Source organism: Micromonospora olivasterospora (assembly GCF_007830265.1).
Classification (GTDB): domain Bacteria; phylum Actinomycetota; class Actinomycetes; order Mycobacteriales; family Micromonosporaceae; genus Micromonospora; species Micromonospora olivasterospora.
In genome coordinates this window covers 3,056,019-3,071,658 of record NZ_VLKE01000001.1, presented here as the reverse complement: position 1 = coordinate 3,071,658, position 15,640 = coordinate 3,056,019, and the positions used below count along the sequence as shown (strand labels likewise).

Annotated in this window: 12 protein-coding genes; all 12 read right to left on the bottom strand. The window is 71.1% G+C overall.

Translation table 11 applies throughout. The features are described 5' to 3' along the window. Nucleotides 1-33: 33 nt before the first annotated feature. The 12 genes from JD77_RS14075 to JD77_RS14020 all read right to left on the bottom strand — a co-directional run bounded on the left by JD77_RS14075 (nt 34) and on the right by JD77_RS14020 (nt 15,612). Complete coding sequence (locus JD77_RS14075) at nt 34-1,113, bottom strand: polyprenyl synthetase family protein (protein WP_145774800.1); 1,080 nt, start codon at nt 1,111-1,113, stop codon at nt 34-36. A 90-nt stretch (nt 1,114-1,203) separates the two neighbouring features. After that, nucleotides 1,204-2,757 (bottom strand): NADH-quinone oxidoreductase subunit NuoN, encoded by a 1,554-nt coding sequence (gene nuoN, locus JD77_RS14070; RefSeq protein WP_145774799.1) that lies wholly within the window; start codon nt 2,755-2,757, stop codon nt 1,204-1,206. Next, entirely contained in the window at nt 2,754-4,286 is a 1,533-nt protein-coding gene (locus tag JD77_RS14065) for an NADH-quinone oxidoreductase subunit M (protein ID WP_145774798.1), read from the bottom strand. The genes nuoN and JD77_RS14065 overlap by 4 nt, the downstream gene beginning before the upstream one ends. Nucleotides 4,287-4,350: 64 nt before the next feature. Beyond that, nucleotides 4,351-6,294 carry an NADH-quinone oxidoreductase subunit L gene (gene nuoL / locus JD77_RS14060; protein WP_145777579.1) on the bottom strand — a complete coding sequence of 648 codons (1,944 nt, stop codon included), beginning with the start codon at nt 6,292-6,294 and terminating at the stop codon, nt 4,351-4,353. Between the two features lie 26 nt (nt 6,295-6,320). Beyond that, complete coding sequence (gene nuoK / locus JD77_RS14055) at nt 6,321-6,620, bottom strand: NADH-quinone oxidoreductase subunit NuoK (protein ID WP_145774797.1); 300 nt, start codon at nt 6,618-6,620, stop codon at nt 6,321-6,323. Between the two features lie 58 nt (nt 6,621-6,678). Continuing rightward, nucleotides 6,679-7,449 (bottom strand): NADH-quinone oxidoreductase subunit J, encoded by a 771-nt coding sequence (locus tag JD77_RS14050; RefSeq protein WP_145774796.1) that lies wholly within the window; start codon nt 7,447-7,449, stop codon nt 6,679-6,681. Continuing rightward, nucleotides 7,446-8,087 (bottom strand): NADH-quinone oxidoreductase subunit NuoI, encoded by a 642-nt coding sequence (nuoI, locus tag JD77_RS14045; protein WP_145774795.1) that lies wholly within the window; start codon nt 8,085-8,087, stop codon nt 7,446-7,448. Before nuoI ends, JD77_RS14050 begins: the two co-directional genes overlap by 4 nt. A 1-nt stretch (nt 8,088) precedes the next feature. Then, nucleotides 8,089-9,429 (bottom strand): NADH-quinone oxidoreductase subunit NuoH, encoded by a 1,341-nt coding sequence (gene nuoH, locus JD77_RS14040; protein ID WP_387227729.1) that lies wholly within the window; start codon nt 9,427-9,429, stop codon nt 8,089-8,091. A 5-nt stretch (nt 9,430-9,434) separates the two neighbouring features. Then, nucleotides 9,435-11,921: an NADH-quinone oxidoreductase subunit G gene (locus JD77_RS14035; RefSeq protein WP_145774793.1), complete on the bottom strand. Its 2,487-nt coding sequence runs from the start codon at nt 11,919-11,921 to the stop codon at nt 9,435-9,437. 55 nt (nt 11,922-11,976) lie between these two features. After that, complete coding sequence (nuoF, locus tag JD77_RS14030) at nt 11,977-13,293, bottom strand: NADH-quinone oxidoreductase subunit NuoF (protein WP_145774792.1); 1,317 nt, start codon at nt 13,291-13,293, stop codon at nt 11,977-11,979. Next, the gene (nuoE, locus tag JD77_RS14025) at nt 13,290-14,174 is read right to left on the bottom strand and encodes an NADH-quinone oxidoreductase subunit NuoE (RefSeq protein WP_145774791.1); all 885 of its coding nucleotides are present in this window, start codon (nt 14,172-14,174) and stop codon (nt 13,290-13,292) included. The genes nuoF and nuoE overlap by 4 nt, the downstream gene beginning before the upstream one ends. A 109-nt stretch (nt 14,175-14,283) precedes the next feature. Further along, nucleotides 14,284-15,612: an NADH-quinone oxidoreductase subunit D gene (locus JD77_RS14020; protein WP_145774790.1), complete on the bottom strand. Its 1,329-nt coding sequence runs from the start codon at nt 15,610-15,612 to the stop codon at nt 14,284-14,286. Between the last annotated feature and the right edge of the window lie 28 nt (nt 15,613-15,640).

Below are 15,640 nucleotides of genomic sequence, written 5' to 3'. Positions count from 1 at the left end.
GGCGTCCCGGGGCGGGAAGGGTGGCGGGGTGGGTCAGCTCGTGCGGTCGGCGATGTAGTCGCAGAGCGACTCGAGAGCGCGGCGGGCCGGGCCGGCGGGCAGCGGGGCAAGCTGCTCCCGCGCGTCCTCGGCGTAGCTGCGGACCGTCTCCCGCGCCCGCTTCAGCGCCGGGGACTCGCGGAGCAGGCCGAGCGCCTCGGCGTGCAGGGCGTCGTCGACCAGCGGGCCGGTCGCCAGGATCTCCCGCAGCCGCACCGAGGCGGCATCCGAGTCGTCCGCGGCGAGCGCGTAGAGCACCGGCAGGGTCGGCACGCCCTCGCGCAGGTCCGTGCCCGGGGTCTTGCCCGACTGCACCGACTCGCTCGCGATGTCCAGCAGGTCGTCGGAGAGCTGGAAGGCGACGCCGATGGTCTCGCCGTACCGGGCCAGGGCCTCGGTGCGCTCGGCGGACGCTCCGCCGAACATGCCGCCGAAGCGGGCCGAGGTGGCGATCAGCGAGCCGGTCTTCTCGGCGATCACGTTCAGGTAGTGGGCGACCGGGTCCTGGTCGCGCGGGCCGACCGTCTCGGCGATCTGGCCGTGCACCAGGCGGGCGAACGTACGCGCCTGGAGCCGGACCGCATCGGTGCCCAGGTCGGCCGCGATCTCCGCGGCGCGGGCGAAGAGGTAGTCACCGACCAGGATCGCCACCGAGTTGGTCCAGCGGGAGTTGGCGCTCGGGGCGCCCCGCCGCACGGCCGCCTCGTCCATGACGTCGTCGTGGTAGAGCGTCGCCAGGTGGGTGAGTTCCATCACCACGGCGGCGGGAACCACCTGCGGGCTCGTCGGGTCGCCGAACTGGGCACCGAGCGCGACCAGCAGCGGACGGAACCGCTTGCCGCCGGCGTCCACCAGGTGCCGGGCGGCCTCGGCCACCAACGGGTCCGCGCTCGCCACGCCGGCCCGCAGCTCCGCCTCGACGGACTCCAGCAGGCCCAGCACGGACGCCTCGACGCCGGGATCGGCCAAATAGAGGCCGAGCGCGCCGAACTGACCGGTGCTGACCGGACTCCGCCGAGCGGAGCCGGTGACACCTGAACGCTCGCCAGCCGGAATCACCACGCTATCCACCATGCCACACCCGTTCGACCTGCCCCTGATGGGGGATACGGCGACGGGGCCGGCGCGCTACCGCGCACCGGCCCCGTCGTCGGGGAGGGTCTGTCACCGGACGAATTCGGCGGCACCGTTGGCCAGATCGAGCAGCGGGCCCGGGACGACGCCCAGGACCAGCGTGGCCAGCACGCCGATCATCAGGGCCGCCGAGGTGAGCCCGCCTGGCACGGTGACCGTGGGGGTGGACTCGCCCGGCTCCGAGAGCCACATCATCACCACGACCCGCAGGTACGGGAACGCCAGCACCATGCTGGTCAGCACGCCCGCCACCACCAGCCACGCCTGGTCGGCGGCCAGGGCCGGGGCGAAGACGGCGAACTTGCTCATGAACCCGCTGGTCAGCGGGATGCCGGCGAAGGCCAGCAGGATGAAGGTGAAGATCCCGGCGAAGAACGGCGAGCGCCGGCCCAGCCCGGCCCAGCGGGACAGGTGGGTGGCCTCCCCGTCCGCGTCGCGGACCAGGGTCACCACCGCAAACGCGGCGAGCACCGAGAAGCCGTACGCGACCAGGTAGAACATCGTGCCGGAGAGCCCGTCCTTGCTCGGCGCGAGCACGCCGACCAGCAGGTACCCGGCGTTCGCGATGGACGAGTACGCCAGCAGCCGCTTGATGTCGGTCTGGGTCACCGCGAGCACCGCGCCGACCAGCATCGTCAGCACCGCGACCGCGCCGAGGACCGGGGTGAAGTCCCACGCCGCCCCGGCGAACGCCACGTGGAACACCCGCAGCAGGGCCCCGAACGCGGCGACCTTCGTGCAGGCCGCCATGAAGCCGGTGACGGGCGTCGGGGCGCCCTGGTAGACGTCCGGCGTCCAGACGTGGAACGGCGCGGCGGCGGCCTTGAACAACAAACCGATGGCGAGCAGCGCCATGCCGGCGAAGAGCAGCACCTCGCTGGACGGGGACTCGGTCACCGCCGCGTGCACGGTGGCGAAGTCCACCCCGGCCGACCGGCCCGGCATGCCGGAGGTGAAGCCGTACACCAGGGCCACGCCGAAGAGGAAGAAGGCCGAGGCGTACGCGCCGAGCATGAAGTACTTCATCGCCGCCTCCTGGCTCAGCAGCCGCCGGCGGCGGGCCAGCGCGCAGAGCAGGTACAGCGGCAGCGAGAAGACCTCGAGGGCGATGAACATGGTCAGCAGGTCGTTCGCCGCCACGAAGATCAGCATGCCGCCGATGGCGAAGGTGGTCAGCGGGTAGACCTCGGTGGCCCCGCTGGCCTCCTCGGCCTGCCGCCGGTCCTCGGCCGACTCGGCGGTGATGGCGGCGTGGGCGACGAACACGCCGCCCCGCTCCACCGCCCGCTCGCCCATCAGCAGCAGCGCCACCACGGCGAGGAGCAGGATCGCGCCCTGGAGGAACAGCGTGGGCCCGTCCACCGCGATCGCCCCGCCAGCGGTGAGCAGCCGGTCGTCGGCGTTACGGATCACCATCACCAGCGCCGCGAGCACCGCCAGCAACGCCAGGGACAGCTGTGCCCAGTGCCGGTGCCGCCGGGGCACGAAGGCCTCGACCAGTACGCCGAGGAGGGCGGCGCCCAGCATGATCAGGATCGGAGCGAGCGCCGCGTAGTCGATCGACGGCAACTTGAGCTCGGTCACTTTGCGGCCTCCTGGACGCTGCCGACCTCAGGGGCGGGATCGGACTTCCCGACGTCCTGCATGGTCGCCTGGACGGCGGGGTTGATGACATCGGTGACCGGCTTGGGGTAGAAGCCGAGCAGCACGATCAGCGCGATCAGCGGGGCGACCACGATCTTCTCGCGCAGGTTCAGGTCACGGCGCATCGGCTCGACCTCGGCCAGGGCCGGGTTGAGGGTGCCCTGCGTGGTGCGCTGCACCATCCACAGCACGTACGCGGCGGCGAGGATGATGCCGAGGGTCGAGATCACCGCGACCGGCTTGTTCACCGTGAAGGTGCCGATCAGCACCAGGAACTCGGAGACGAACGGCGCGGTGCCGGGCAGCGCCAGCGAGGCCAGACCGGCGAAGAACAGCACCCCGGCCAGCAGCGGGACCAGCTTGCCGGCGCCGCCGAAGTCGCTGATCAGGGCCGAGCCGCGCCGGGCCACCAGCATCCCCACCACCAGGAAGAGCAGGCCGGTGGCGAGTCCGTGGTTGAGCATGTACAGCACCGCGCCGGTGCCGGCCTGCGTGGTGAAGGCGAAGATGCCGACCCCGATGAAGCCGAAGTGCGCGATCGACGTGTACGACACCAGCCGCCTGAGGTCGTTCTGGCCGACGGCCAGCAGGGCGGCGTAGATGATGCCGATCACGCCGAGCGCCAGCGCCCACGGCGCGAACCACTTCGACGCCTCCGGGAACAGCGGTAGGCAGTACCGCAGGAGGCCGAAGGTGCCGACCTTGTCCAGCACGCCGACGAGCAGCGCGGCGGCACCGGCCGGGGCCGCGCCACCGGCGTCCGGCAGCCAGGTGTGGAACGGGAAGAACGGCGCCTTGATCGCGAACGCGACGAAGAACCCGAGGAACAGCCAGCGCGCGGTGTCGGTGGAGATCTCCGCCTGGGTCAGCGCCTGCCAGTCGAACGTGTGCCCGCCGACCACCCACAGGCCGATCACCGCGGCGAGCATGAACAGCCCGCCGACCAGCGAGTAGAGGAAGAACTTCACGGCCGCGTACTGCCGCTGGTGGCCGCCGTAGCTGCCGATGAGGAAGTACATCGGCACCAGCATGACCTCGAAGAACACGTAGAACAGGAAGACGTCGGCGGCGGCGAAGACGCCGATCATCGTGCACTCGAGGACGAGCAGCAGGGCGAAGTAGACCGGCACCGAGCGCTTCGACGACTCGGCGTCGTGCCAGGACGCCAGGATCACCAGCGGCACCAGCACCGCGATCAGCATCAGCATCACCAGCGCGATGCCGTCCGCGGCGAAGGTGAACCGGGCGTCCCACTGCGGGATCCAGGTGTACGACTCGCGGAACTGGAGCCGGTCACCGCCGGCCTCGAACGCGATCCACATGACCACCGACAGGGCCAGCACCAGCAGCGACCACCCGAGGGCGACCAGCTTGGCCAGGTCCGGCCGGCGGCGCGGCAGGACGGCCACGACCAGCGCGCCGACCAGCGGCGCCACGGTCAGCACCGAGAGGAACGGGAAGTTGGACATTATGCGGCCTTACCTCCGTCGTCACTGCGTGGTCCGCCGGCGGGGGCGGCCGGGTAGAGGTCGGTCACGCGAGCCACCCCGCCTGCACCGCCAGGAACGCCGCCACCACCAGCAGCGCGCCGGCCAGGATCGACGTCGCGTACGACCGGACGAAGCCGGTCTGCAGCCGCCGGAGCCTGCCCGAGCCCCCGCCCACCGCGGCGGCGAGGCCGTTGACCAGCCCGTCGACGCCCCGGTTGTCGAGGAACACCAGCGCCCGGGTGAGGAAGATCCCCGGCTTCTCGAAGACCGCCTCGTTGAAGGCGTCGGTGTACAGGTTGCGCCGGGCGGCCGTGACCAGCACACCAGCCGGCTGCGGCTCGGTGGCCGTGCCGTTGCGGAACAGGAACCAGGCCAGCCCGGCCCCGGCCACGGTGACCAGCAGCGAGAGCACGGTGATCAGCCAGTGCGCGAGGACGGCCTCGTGCTCGGCGTGCTCGCCGCCCAGGCCGGCGGTGGCGGTCAGCCAGTCCGGCACCGAGCTCTTCATCAGGAAGCCGGCCGCGATCGAGCCGATCGCCAGCAGGATCAGCGGGACCGTCATCAGCTTCGGCGACTCGTGCGGGTGCTCGATCTCCTCGGTCCAGCGGGCCGGGCCGTGGAAGGTGAGCACGAAGAGTCGGGTCATGTAGAAGGCGGTCAGCCCTGCGCCGAGCAGCGCGGCGCCGCCGAAGAGCCAGGACGTCCAGTCCCCCCGCTCGAACGCGGTCGCGATGATCGGCTCCTTCGAGAAGTAGCCGGAGAGCGGCGGGATGCCGATGATGGCCAGCCAACCCATCATGAAGGTCAGCCAGGTGACCTTCATGTGCTTCGAGAGGCTGCCGAAGCGGCGGATGTCCACCTGGTCCTTCATGCCGTGCATGACCGAGCCGGCGCCGAGGAACATGTTGGCCTTGAAGAAGCCGTGCGCCAGCAGGTGCAGGATGGCCAGCGCGTACGCGCCACCGCCCAGGCCGACGCCGAGGAACATGTAGCCGATCTGACTCACCGTCGACCAGGCCAGGACCCGCTTGATGTCGTCCTTGGCCGCGCCGATGACGCAGCCGATCAGCAGCGTCAGCGCGCCGACGCCGACCACCACGAGCTGGAGCGTCGAGTTGGCCGAGAAGATCGGGTTGGACCGGGCGATCAGGTAGACGCCGGCGGTGACCATGGTCGCGGCGTGGATGAGCGCCGACACCGGGGTCGGGCCCTCCATCGCGTCCGGCAGCCACGCCTGGAGCGGGAACTGGCCGGACTTGCCGGTCGCCCCGAGCAGCAGCAGCAGGCCCAGCACCAGCACGGTCGTCGCGGTCAGCGAGCCGACCCCGGTGAACACCTCGTCGTACTGGGTGGTGCCGAGGGTGGCGAACATGATGAAGATGCCGATCGCCAGGCCGGCGTCGCCGACCCGGTTCATCAGGAACGCCTTCTTACCGGCGGTGGCCGCGCTCGGCCGGCCGTACCAGAACGAGATCAGCAGGTACGACGCCAGGCCGACGCCCTCCCAGCCGAAGTAGAGCATCACGTAGTTGTTGCCGAGCACCAGCAGGAGCATCGCGGCGACGAACAGGTTGAAGTACCCGAAGAACCGTCGCCGGCCCTCGTCGTGCGCCATGTACTCGACCGCGTACAGGTGGATCAGGAAGCCCACGCCGGTGATCAGCAGGACGAAGACCGCGGCGAGCGGGTCGAACAGCAGGCCGAAGTCCACCCGGAAGTCGCCGACGGCGATGAAGTCCCACAGGCTCCGCTCGACCGACTTGTTCTCCAGGCCGCGCAGCTGGAAGAAGTAGGTCAGGCCGAGCACGAAGGAGGCACCCACGGCCGCCACCCCGAGCCAGTGCCCCCAGCGGTCGGCCCGCCGGCCCAGCAGCAGCAGGATCGCCGCGCTGGCCAGCGGGATCGCCACCAGCAGCCACACGCTGCCGAGCAGCCCACTCGCCGGAGCGTAGGCGACGGCTCCTGCCGGTTCGGCCGGGGCGTTCATCAGAATCTCTCCCACTGCTGGCCCCTTTAGTACTTGAGCAGGTTGGCGTCGTCGACGCTCGCGGAGCGCCGGGTCCGGAAGATGGACATGATGATCGCGAGGCCGACCACGACCTCGGCCGCGGCCACCACCATCACGAAGAACGCCATGATCTGGCCGTTCAGGTCACCGTTGATCCGGCTGAACGTGACCAGGGTCAGGTTGGCGGCGTTCAGCATCAGCTCGACGCACATGAACAGCACGATCGCGTTGCGCCGGATGAGCACCCCCACCGCGCCGATGGTGAACAGCACCGCGGCGAGGACCAGGTAGTAGTCCGGGGTCATGCCCGAGCCTCCCTTTCGTTCGCGACTGCGGGGCTCCGCTCCGCTGCACTCCTCGCGCTCACCGGTCTGTCCCCTTCAGCGAGGTCTCCTCGGCCGTCAGCTCCCGGGCCGGCAGGATCTCCGGGATGCTGCGCTCGCTCAGCTTGCCGTCCGGCAGGCGGGCCGGCGTGGCCACCGAGGAGGAGGTGGCGAAGACACCCGGGCCGGGCTTCGGGCCGGGGTAGTTGCCTGGGGCGAAGCGGGCCCGCATGGTCCTCGGCTGGTCGAGCTTGTCCTGTTTGCGCCGCTCGATGTGGGCCAGCACCATCGCGCCGACCGCCGCCGTGATCAGCAGGGCCGAGGTCAGCTCGAAGGCGAAGACGTACTTGGTGAACAGCAGTCGGGCGATGCCCTGCACGTTCCCCTCGGCGTTGGCCTGCTCCAGGCCGACCGCCGGGACGCCGTCGAGCGCCCGGTAGAGGCCGGTGCCGACCAGGCCGGCGAAGCCGAGGCCGAGCAGCACGGCGGCGACCCGCTGGCCGCGCAGCGTCTCGATCAACGAGTCCGAGGCGTCCCGGCCCACCAGCATCAGCACGAACAGGAAGAGCATCATGATCGCGCCGGTGTAGACGATGATCTGCACCATGCCGATGAACGGTCCGGCCTGGAGCACGTAGAACACGCCCAGGCAGAGCATGGTCAGCACCAGCCACAGCGCCGAGTGCACGGCGTTGCGTGCCGCGATCATGCCGATCGCGCCGATCAGCGCCAGCGGGGCGAGGATCCAGAAGGTGACCTCCTCGCCGCCGGAGACCCCGCCCGCCGCGGCGAGCACCGTCTGCGTGGTCATGCCTCGTCTCCCTTGCCCGCCGCCGCCCGCTGGGCGTGCTGCTCGGCGCCGGGGAAGGTCACCCCGGGGTGCTCCTCGACCTGGTACCGGCCGGGGCTGTTGGCCGCGTGCTCCGCGCCGGCCGAGGTGCCCGGGTTGGACAGCGCGCCGACGTAGTAGTCCTTCTCGCTGTCCCCGAGCCGCATCGGGTGCGGCGGCTGCTCCATGCCCTCCAGCAGCGGCGCGAGCAACTGCTCCTTCGTGAAGATCAGATCCTGCCGGTTGTCCCGGGCCAGCTCGTACTCGTTGCTCATGGTGAGCGAGCGGGTCGGGCACGCCTCGATGCAGAGCCCACAGAAGATGCAGCGGGCGTAGTTGATCTGGTACGTGCTGGCGTACCGCTCGCCCGGGGAGAAGCGCTGCTCCTCGGTGTTGTCCCCGCCCTCGACGTAGATCGCGTCGGCCGGGCAGGCCCAGGCGCACAGCTCGCAGCCGATGCACTTCTCCAGGCCGTCCGGGTGCCGGTTGAGGATGTGCCGCCCGTGGTAGCGCGGCGCCGAGACCGGCGGCTTGAACGGGTAGTCGGTGGTGACGACCTTCCTGAACATGTGCGAGAAGGTGACCCCGAAGCCCTTGAACGTTCCGGTGATCGCGCCCACGTCACACCTCCCTGGGGTCGGAGCCGGCAGTGACGTTGGCCGGCTCCCGCTCGGCGACCACGCGCTTGGTGCGCGGGCTCGGTGGCACTTGAAGGTCCATCGGCGGCAGCGGGAAGCTGCCGTGCGGGCGGCTGTTGACCTGCTCCTGGAGCGTCGGCTTCGGCTGCGGCTTGCGGCTCGGCCAGAACAGCGTGACCAGCAGCAGCACGCCCGCGCCGACGGCGGTGGCGAGCAGGCGGTCCCGGGTCTGCCAGTCCTCGATGGAGCGCAGGCCGGACAGGACCAGGATCCAGACCAGGTTGATCGGCAGCAGCACCTTCCAGCCGAAGCGCATGAACTGGTCGTACCGGAGCCGGGGCAGGGTGCCCCGCAGCCAGACGAAGACGAAGACCAGGATCAGCACCTTGCCGAAGAACCACAGCATGGGCCACCAGCCGGAGTTGGCGCCCTCCCACAGGGTGATCGGCCAGGGCGCCCGCCAGCCGCCGAGGAACAGCGTCGTGGTGACCGCCGACATGGTCACCATCGCCACGTACTCGCTGAGCATGAACAGCGCGAACTTCAGCGAGCTGTACTCGGTCATGAAGCCGGCGACCAGCTCGGACTCGGCCTCGGGGAGGTCGAACGGTGCCCGGTTGGTCTCACCGACGGTGGCGATGAAGAAGATGATGAAGCTCGGCAGCAGCAGGATCGCGTACCAGCCGGGGGCCGGGATCTCGGTGCCGAAGACGGTCAGCCGGGTGGCGTCCCCCTGGGCGGCGACGATTCCGCTGGTGGACATCGTGCCGGCGGTCATGAACACCGCCACGATGCTCAGCCCCATCGCGACCTCGTACGAGATCATCTGGGCGCTGGAGCGCAGGCCGCCCAGCAGCGGGTACGTCGAGCCCGACGCCCACCCGCCGAGCACGATGCCGTAGACGCCCAGCGACGAGCAGGCCAGCAGCACCAGCACCGCGACGGGCACGTCGGTGACCTGCAGCGGCGTGTGGTGGCCGAAGATGCTCACCATCGGGCCGAACGGCACCACCGACAGCGCGGTGACCGCGCAGATCACCGAGATGGTCGGCGCGAAGAAGAAGACGACCTTGTCCGCCGCCCTCGGGAGGATGTCCTCCTTGAAGGCCATCTTGAGGCCGTCGGCGAGAGTCTGGAGCAGGCCGAACGGGCCGGCCTGGTTCGGGCCTGGCCGCACCGCCATGCGGCCGACGACGCGGCGCTCGAACCAGACGCCCAGCAGCGTGGCCAGCAGGCCGAACACGAAGGCGAACAGGATCTTGATGAGGACCAGCCACCACGGGTCCTTGCCGAAGTCGGCCAGCGTCGGGTCCTGCGCGGCCAGGTAGTTCACTGGACACCCCCAGCGTTGAGAAGGGGACCCGGGCGGCCGGCCGCGTCGGCGGCGACGGCAGCGGCCGTGATCTTCACGACGGTGCCGGACGTCGCCCCGAGGCTGCGCCGGACGGTCGAGCCGGGCGAGTTGGTCGGCAGCCAGACGACGCCGTCCGGCATCTCGGTGATCGCCGCCGGCAGGGTCAGCGCCCCGCGGTCGGTGCCCACCGTCACCGGCTCACCGTCGGCGACGCCCAGCGCCTCCGCGGTGCCCTTGCCGAGCCGGACCACCGGCGGGCGGGCGGTGCCGGCGAGGTGCTCGTCGCCGTCGGTGAGGCTGCCGAGGTCGACGAGCTGGTGCCAGGTCGCCAGCACGGCCTCGCCGGCGCCGGGCCGCGGCACCGCCGCCGGCTCGACGGACGGCGCGGACGGCCGGTCCGCCCGGGTCGGCGCGAGCGAGCCCAGCTCGCGGCGGACGCTGAGCACGTCGCCGGTGCCGAGCGGCACGTCCAGCTGCGCGGCGAGGGCGTCCAGCACCCGGCCGTCGGTCATCGCGGCGGTGTGCAGCACCGCCTCGAAGGTGCGCAGCCGGCCCTCCCAGTCCAGGAAGCTGCCGGCCTTCTCGACCACGGGGGCGACCGGGAAGACCACGTCGGCGCGGCGGGCCACCGCGCTCATCCGCTGCTCCAGGCTGACCAGGAACGGCACCGCGTCGAGGGCCTGCTCGGCCAGCCGCGGGTCGGCCAGGTCGGCCGGGTCGACACCGGCGACCACGAGCGCGCCGAGCTGGCCGTTCGCGGCGGCGGCGAGGATGCCGTCGGTGTCCCGGCCGGCCTGGCTCGGGATCACCCCGGCCGGGATGTCCCACGCCTCGCCCAGTTCGGCCCGCGCGGCCGGCTCGGTGACCGGCCGGCCGCCGGGGAGCAGGTTCGGCAGGCAGCCGGCGTCGACCGCGCCGCGGTCGCCCGCGCGCCGCGGCACCCAGGCCAGCTTCGCGCCGGTACGCCGGGCGACGTCCGCCGCGGCCGACAGGCCACCCGGCACCTCGGCCAGCCGCTCGCCGACGAACAGGATCGCGCCCTCGGCGCCGAGCGCCTCGGCCGCGGTGGCGTGCTCGGCGAGCACGCTCGCCTCCTCGCCCGGCACCACCCGGGCCAGCTTGGCCCCGAGCTTCTCCAGGCCGCGGGTCGCGAACGGCGCGATCGCGTACACCGTGAGCTTCTTCTTCAGGTACGCCTTGCGCAGCCGCAGGAAGAGGATCGGGCACTCCTCCTCCGGCTCCAGGCCGACCAGCACCACCGCCGGCGCCTTCTCCACGTCGGCGTAGGTCACGTCGGTGACCCCGGCGACGCGGCTGGCCAGGAAGTCGGCCTCCTCGCGGGAGACCGGCCGGGCCCGGAAGTCGATGTCGTTGGTGTTCAGGGCGACGCGGGCGAACTTCGCGTACGCGTAGGCGTCCTCGACGGTCAGCCGGCCGCCGGTCAGCACGGCCGTGCCCTGGGCCGCGTCCCGGGCGGCGCGCAGCCCCTCGGCGGCGACGGAAAGCGCCTCGCTCCACGACGCCTCGCGCAGCTCACCGTGCTTGCCGTCGCGGACGAGCGGGGTGGTGAGCCGGTCGAAGGCCCGGGTGTACTGGAAGCCCCAGCGGCCCTTGTCGCAGTTCCACTCCTCGTTCACCGCCGGGTCGTCGCCGGCCAGCCGGCGCAGCACCTTGCCGCGCCGCCAGTCGGTGCGCTGGGCGCAGCCGGCCGAGCAGTGCTCGCAGACGCTGGGGCTGGAGACCAGGTCGAACGGGCGGGCCCGGAACCGGTACTGCGTGCCGGTCAGGGCGCCCACCGGGCAGATCTGCACGGTGTTGCCGGAGAAGTACGAGTTGAACGGGACGTCACCCGCCGCATCCCCGGAGTCCGCGCCGTACGCGTCGTCCCGGTAGATGTTGATCTCCTCGGCGGACGACCGGTTCATCAGGTCGATGAACTTGTCGCCGGCGATCTCCTCGGAGAACCGGGTGCAGCGCTGGCAGAGCACGCAGCGCTCGCGGTCGAGCAGCACCTGCGTGCTGATCGGCAGCGGCTTCGGGTACTCCCGCTTGTGCTCGTGGAACCGGGAGTCCGACCGGCCGGTGGACATCGCCTGGTTCTGCAGCGGGCACTCGCCGCCCTTGTCGCACATCGGGCAGTCGAGCGGGTGGTTGAGCAGCAGCAGCTCCATGACCCCCTCCTGCGCCTTCTTGGCGACCGGGGAGGTGAGCTGCGTACGGACCACCATGCCCTCGGCGACCGTCTGGGTGCAGGAGGCGACCGGCTTGCGCTGGCCCTCCACCTCCACCAGGCACTGCCGGCAGGCGCCGGCCGGGGCCAGCAGCGGGTGGTCGCAGAAGCGCGGAATCTCGGTGCCCAGCTGCTCGGCGACCCGGATCAGCAGGGCGCCCTTGGGGGCGGTGACCTCGACGCCGTCGATGGTGAGCGTGACGGTCTCGGTCTGCTTGGCTACGTCGGTCATCAGAGTCGCCTTCCATTCGCGACTGCGGGACTCGCAAGCTCGTTCCTCGCGCTCATCAGTGCGCCCCCACCAGCCGCTTCTCCGACAACTTGGGTGCGGTACGTCCCTCGATGTAGTCGAGGTAGTCCTGCTTGAAGTACTTGAGGGAGGAGGTCACCGAGCTGGTGGCACCGTCACCGAGGCCGCAGAACGAGCGGCCGAGGATGTTGTCGCAGGTGTCGAGCAGGGTGTCCAGGTCCTCGTGGGTGCCCTGGCCGGCGAGGATCCGCCGGTAGACCCGGACCATCCAGTAGTTGCCCTCGCGGCACGGGGTGCACTTGCCGCAGGACTCGTGGTGGTAGAACTCCAGCCACCGGTACACCGCGTACACCGGGCAGTCCTGGTCCGAGAAGATCTGGGTGGCCGTGGTGCCCAGGATCGAGTCCGCCGCCGCCACCGACTCGAAGTCCAGCGGCACGTCCAGGTGCTCGGCGGTGAGCAGCGGGGTGGACGAGCCGCCCGGGGTCCAGAACTTCAGGTTGTGCCCCGGCTGCATCCCGCCGGCCAGCTCCAGCAGCTCCCGCAGGGTGACGCCCATCGAGCACTCGTACTGGCCGGGGTTGGCGATCCGGCCGGAGAGGGAGTAGATCATCGGTCCGGAGGACTTCTCCGTGCCCATGGTCTTCCACCACTCGGCCCCGCCGAGCACGATGTACGGCACGCTGGCGATGGTGCCGACGTTGTTGACCACCGTCGGGCTGGCGTACAGGCCGTGGGTCGCCGGGAACGGCGGGCGCAGCCGGGGCTGGCCCCGGAAGCCCTCCAGCGAGTCCAGCAGCGCGGTCTCCTCACCGCAGATGTACGCCCCGGCGCCGGAGTGCACCACCAGGTCCAGGTCGAACCCGGAGCCCAGGATGTTCCGCCCGAGGTAGCCCTTGGCGTACGCCTCCTGCACGGCGTTGCGCAGCCGGCGGGCGGCGTACACGGCCTCGCCCCGGATGTAGATGTACGCCCGGTTGGCGCGGATCGCGTACGAGGCGATGATCACGCCCTCGACCAGCGAGTGCGGGTCGTGGGTCATCAGCGGGAGGTCCTTGCAGGTGCCCGGCTCGCCCTCGTCGGCGTTGACCACCAGGTAGTGCGGCTTGCCGTCGCCCTGCGGGATGAAGCCCCACTTGAGACCGGTCGGGAAGCCGGCGCCGCCGCGCCCGCGCAGGCCGGAGTCCTTGACGAGTTGGATCAGGTCGTCCGGGTGGGCCCTGAGCGCCTTGCGCAGCGCGGCGTAGCCGTCGAGCCTCTCGTAGGTGCCGATCTGCCAGGCGTCCGGCGACAGCCAGCGCTTGGTCAGCACCGGCGTCAGCTTGGCCAGGGTCTCCGGCCGGGGGGTCGTCACTTTTGGGCCTCCTTGAGGGAGCGCTCCTGCGGGCCGGCCTCGTCGCCGGCGGGCTTGGCGTCGCTGGCCGGCGGGTTCGCGGCGGCACCGGCGGCCTCGGCCTCCTTGGCGTCGCGCGGCGCCGGGGGCGCGTCGGCCTTCGCCGGCTCCGGCTGCGCGGCCGCGGCCTTGGCCGCCGCGGCGGCCTGCTCGGCCTCGGCCTTGCTCCGGATCGGGGTGTTCGGGTCGAAGCCGGGCACCGAGATCCCGTGCCGCTCGGCCAGCCGCAGCCCGCGCAGGGTCGGCTCGCCCGGGCCACTGTCGGCGACGGCACCCTCGCGCTCGTCGGCGAAACCGGCGAGCTGGACGGCCATCTCCCTCAGCGTGCAGAGCCGGGCACCCCGGGTCGGCATCGGCCGGCCCCCGGCGCGCAGCTCGTCGACCACCCCGACCGCGGTCTGCGGGTCGATCCCGTCGAAGAACTCGTAGTTGACCGTGAGCACCGGGCCGTAGTCGCAGGCCGCCAGGCACTCGGCGTGCTCCAGCGTGATCTTCCCGTCGGCGGTGGTCTCGTCGTGCCCGACGCCCAGGTGCTCGGTCAGGGTGTCGTAGACCTCCTGCCCCCCGAGGACGTTGCACATGGTGTTGGTGCAGACGCTGACCAGGTAGTCGCCGGTCGGCCGCCGCTTGTACATCGTGTAGAAGGTGGCGACCGCGCCGACCTGGGCCTTGTTCAGGCCGAGCACCTCGGCGCAGAACTCGACGCCGGCCGGGGAGACGTACCCCTCCTCGTTCTGCACCAGGTGCAGCAGCGGCAGCAGCGCCGACCGGGACCGGTCGGCCGGGTACCGCGCGATGATCTCGCGCGCCCGCTGCCGGGTCTCATCGGTAAAGACAGTCATCAGGGCCGCCTTCCGTTCGCGACTGCGCGGTCCTCAGCCCGCGACTGCGGGGCTCGCTTCGCCCGCTCCTCGCGCGGGCGACTGGGGCTCGCAAGCTCACTCCTCGCGCTCACCGGTCACAACCACCCATCACGGGGTCCAGCGAGGCGCCACCGGCGATCACGTCGGCGATCAGGCCACCCTCGGCCATCGCCGGGAGCGCCTGGAGGTTGACGAAGCTCGGCTCCCGGTAGTGCACCCGGTACGGCCGCGTGCCGCCGTCGGAGACCGCGTGCACGCCCAGCTCGCCGCGGGGCGACTCGACGGCGACGTACACCTGGCCCGGCGGGACCCGGAAGCCCTCGGTGACGAGCTTGAAGTGGTGGATCAGCGACTCCATCGACTGACCCATGATCTTGGCGACGTGCTCCAGCGAGTTGCCCATGCCGTCGACGCCGATGGCGAGCTGCGCCGGCCAGGCGATCTTCTTGTCGGCCACCATCACCGGGCCGCGCTTGCCGAGCCGGTCCACCGCCTGCTCGACCAGCTTGAGCGACTCCCGGATCTCGGCGAGCCGGACCTGGTAGCGGCCCCACACGTCGCCGTCGGGGTGCGTCGGCACGTCGAACTCGTACGTCTCGTAGCCGCAGTACGGCATGGTCTTGCGCAGGTCCCAGGCGAGGCCGGCCGAGCGGAGCACCGGGCCGGTGATGCCGAGCGCCACGCAGCCGGTCACGTCGAGCACGGCGACGTTCTTGGTGCGCTCGACCCAGATCGGCTGGCCGGAGAGGAGGTTCTCGTACTCCCTGAGCCGCTTCGGCATCAGCTGGAGGAACTTGCGGATCTTGACAATCGCGTCGTCCGGCACGTCCTGTGCCACGCCGCCCGGCCGGACGTACGCGTGGTTCATCCGCAGCCCGGTGACGAGCTCGAAGATCTCGAGGATGTACTCCCGCTCGCGGAAGCCGTACAGCATCATGTTGACCGCGCCCAGCTCCATGGCCGTGGTGGCCACCCAGACCAGGTGCGAGGAGATCCGGTTCAGCTCCATCATCAGGACCCGGATCGTGTTGGCCCGCTCGGTGATGTCGTCGGTGATGCCGAGCAGCTTCTCCACCGCGAGCGCGTAGGCCGTCTCGTTGAACAGCGGGGACAGGTAGTCCATCCGGGTCACGAACGTCGAGCCCTGCACCCAGTTGCGGTACTCGAGGTTCTTCTCGATGCCGGTGTGCAGGTACCCGATGACCGACCGCATCTCCCGGACGGTCTCGCCCTCCAGCTCCAGGACCAGCCGGAGCACGCCGTGGGTCGACGGGTGCTGGGGACCCATGTTGACGACGATCCGCTCGTCGTTGATCGGGTCGGTGCCGGAGACGACGGAGTCCCAGTCTCCACCGGTGACGGTGAAGACCCTGCCCTCGCTCGTCTCACGCTCGGTCGCGTAGTTGGACGTGGTCACAGTGCCGGCCCTCCGTTCACGACTGCGC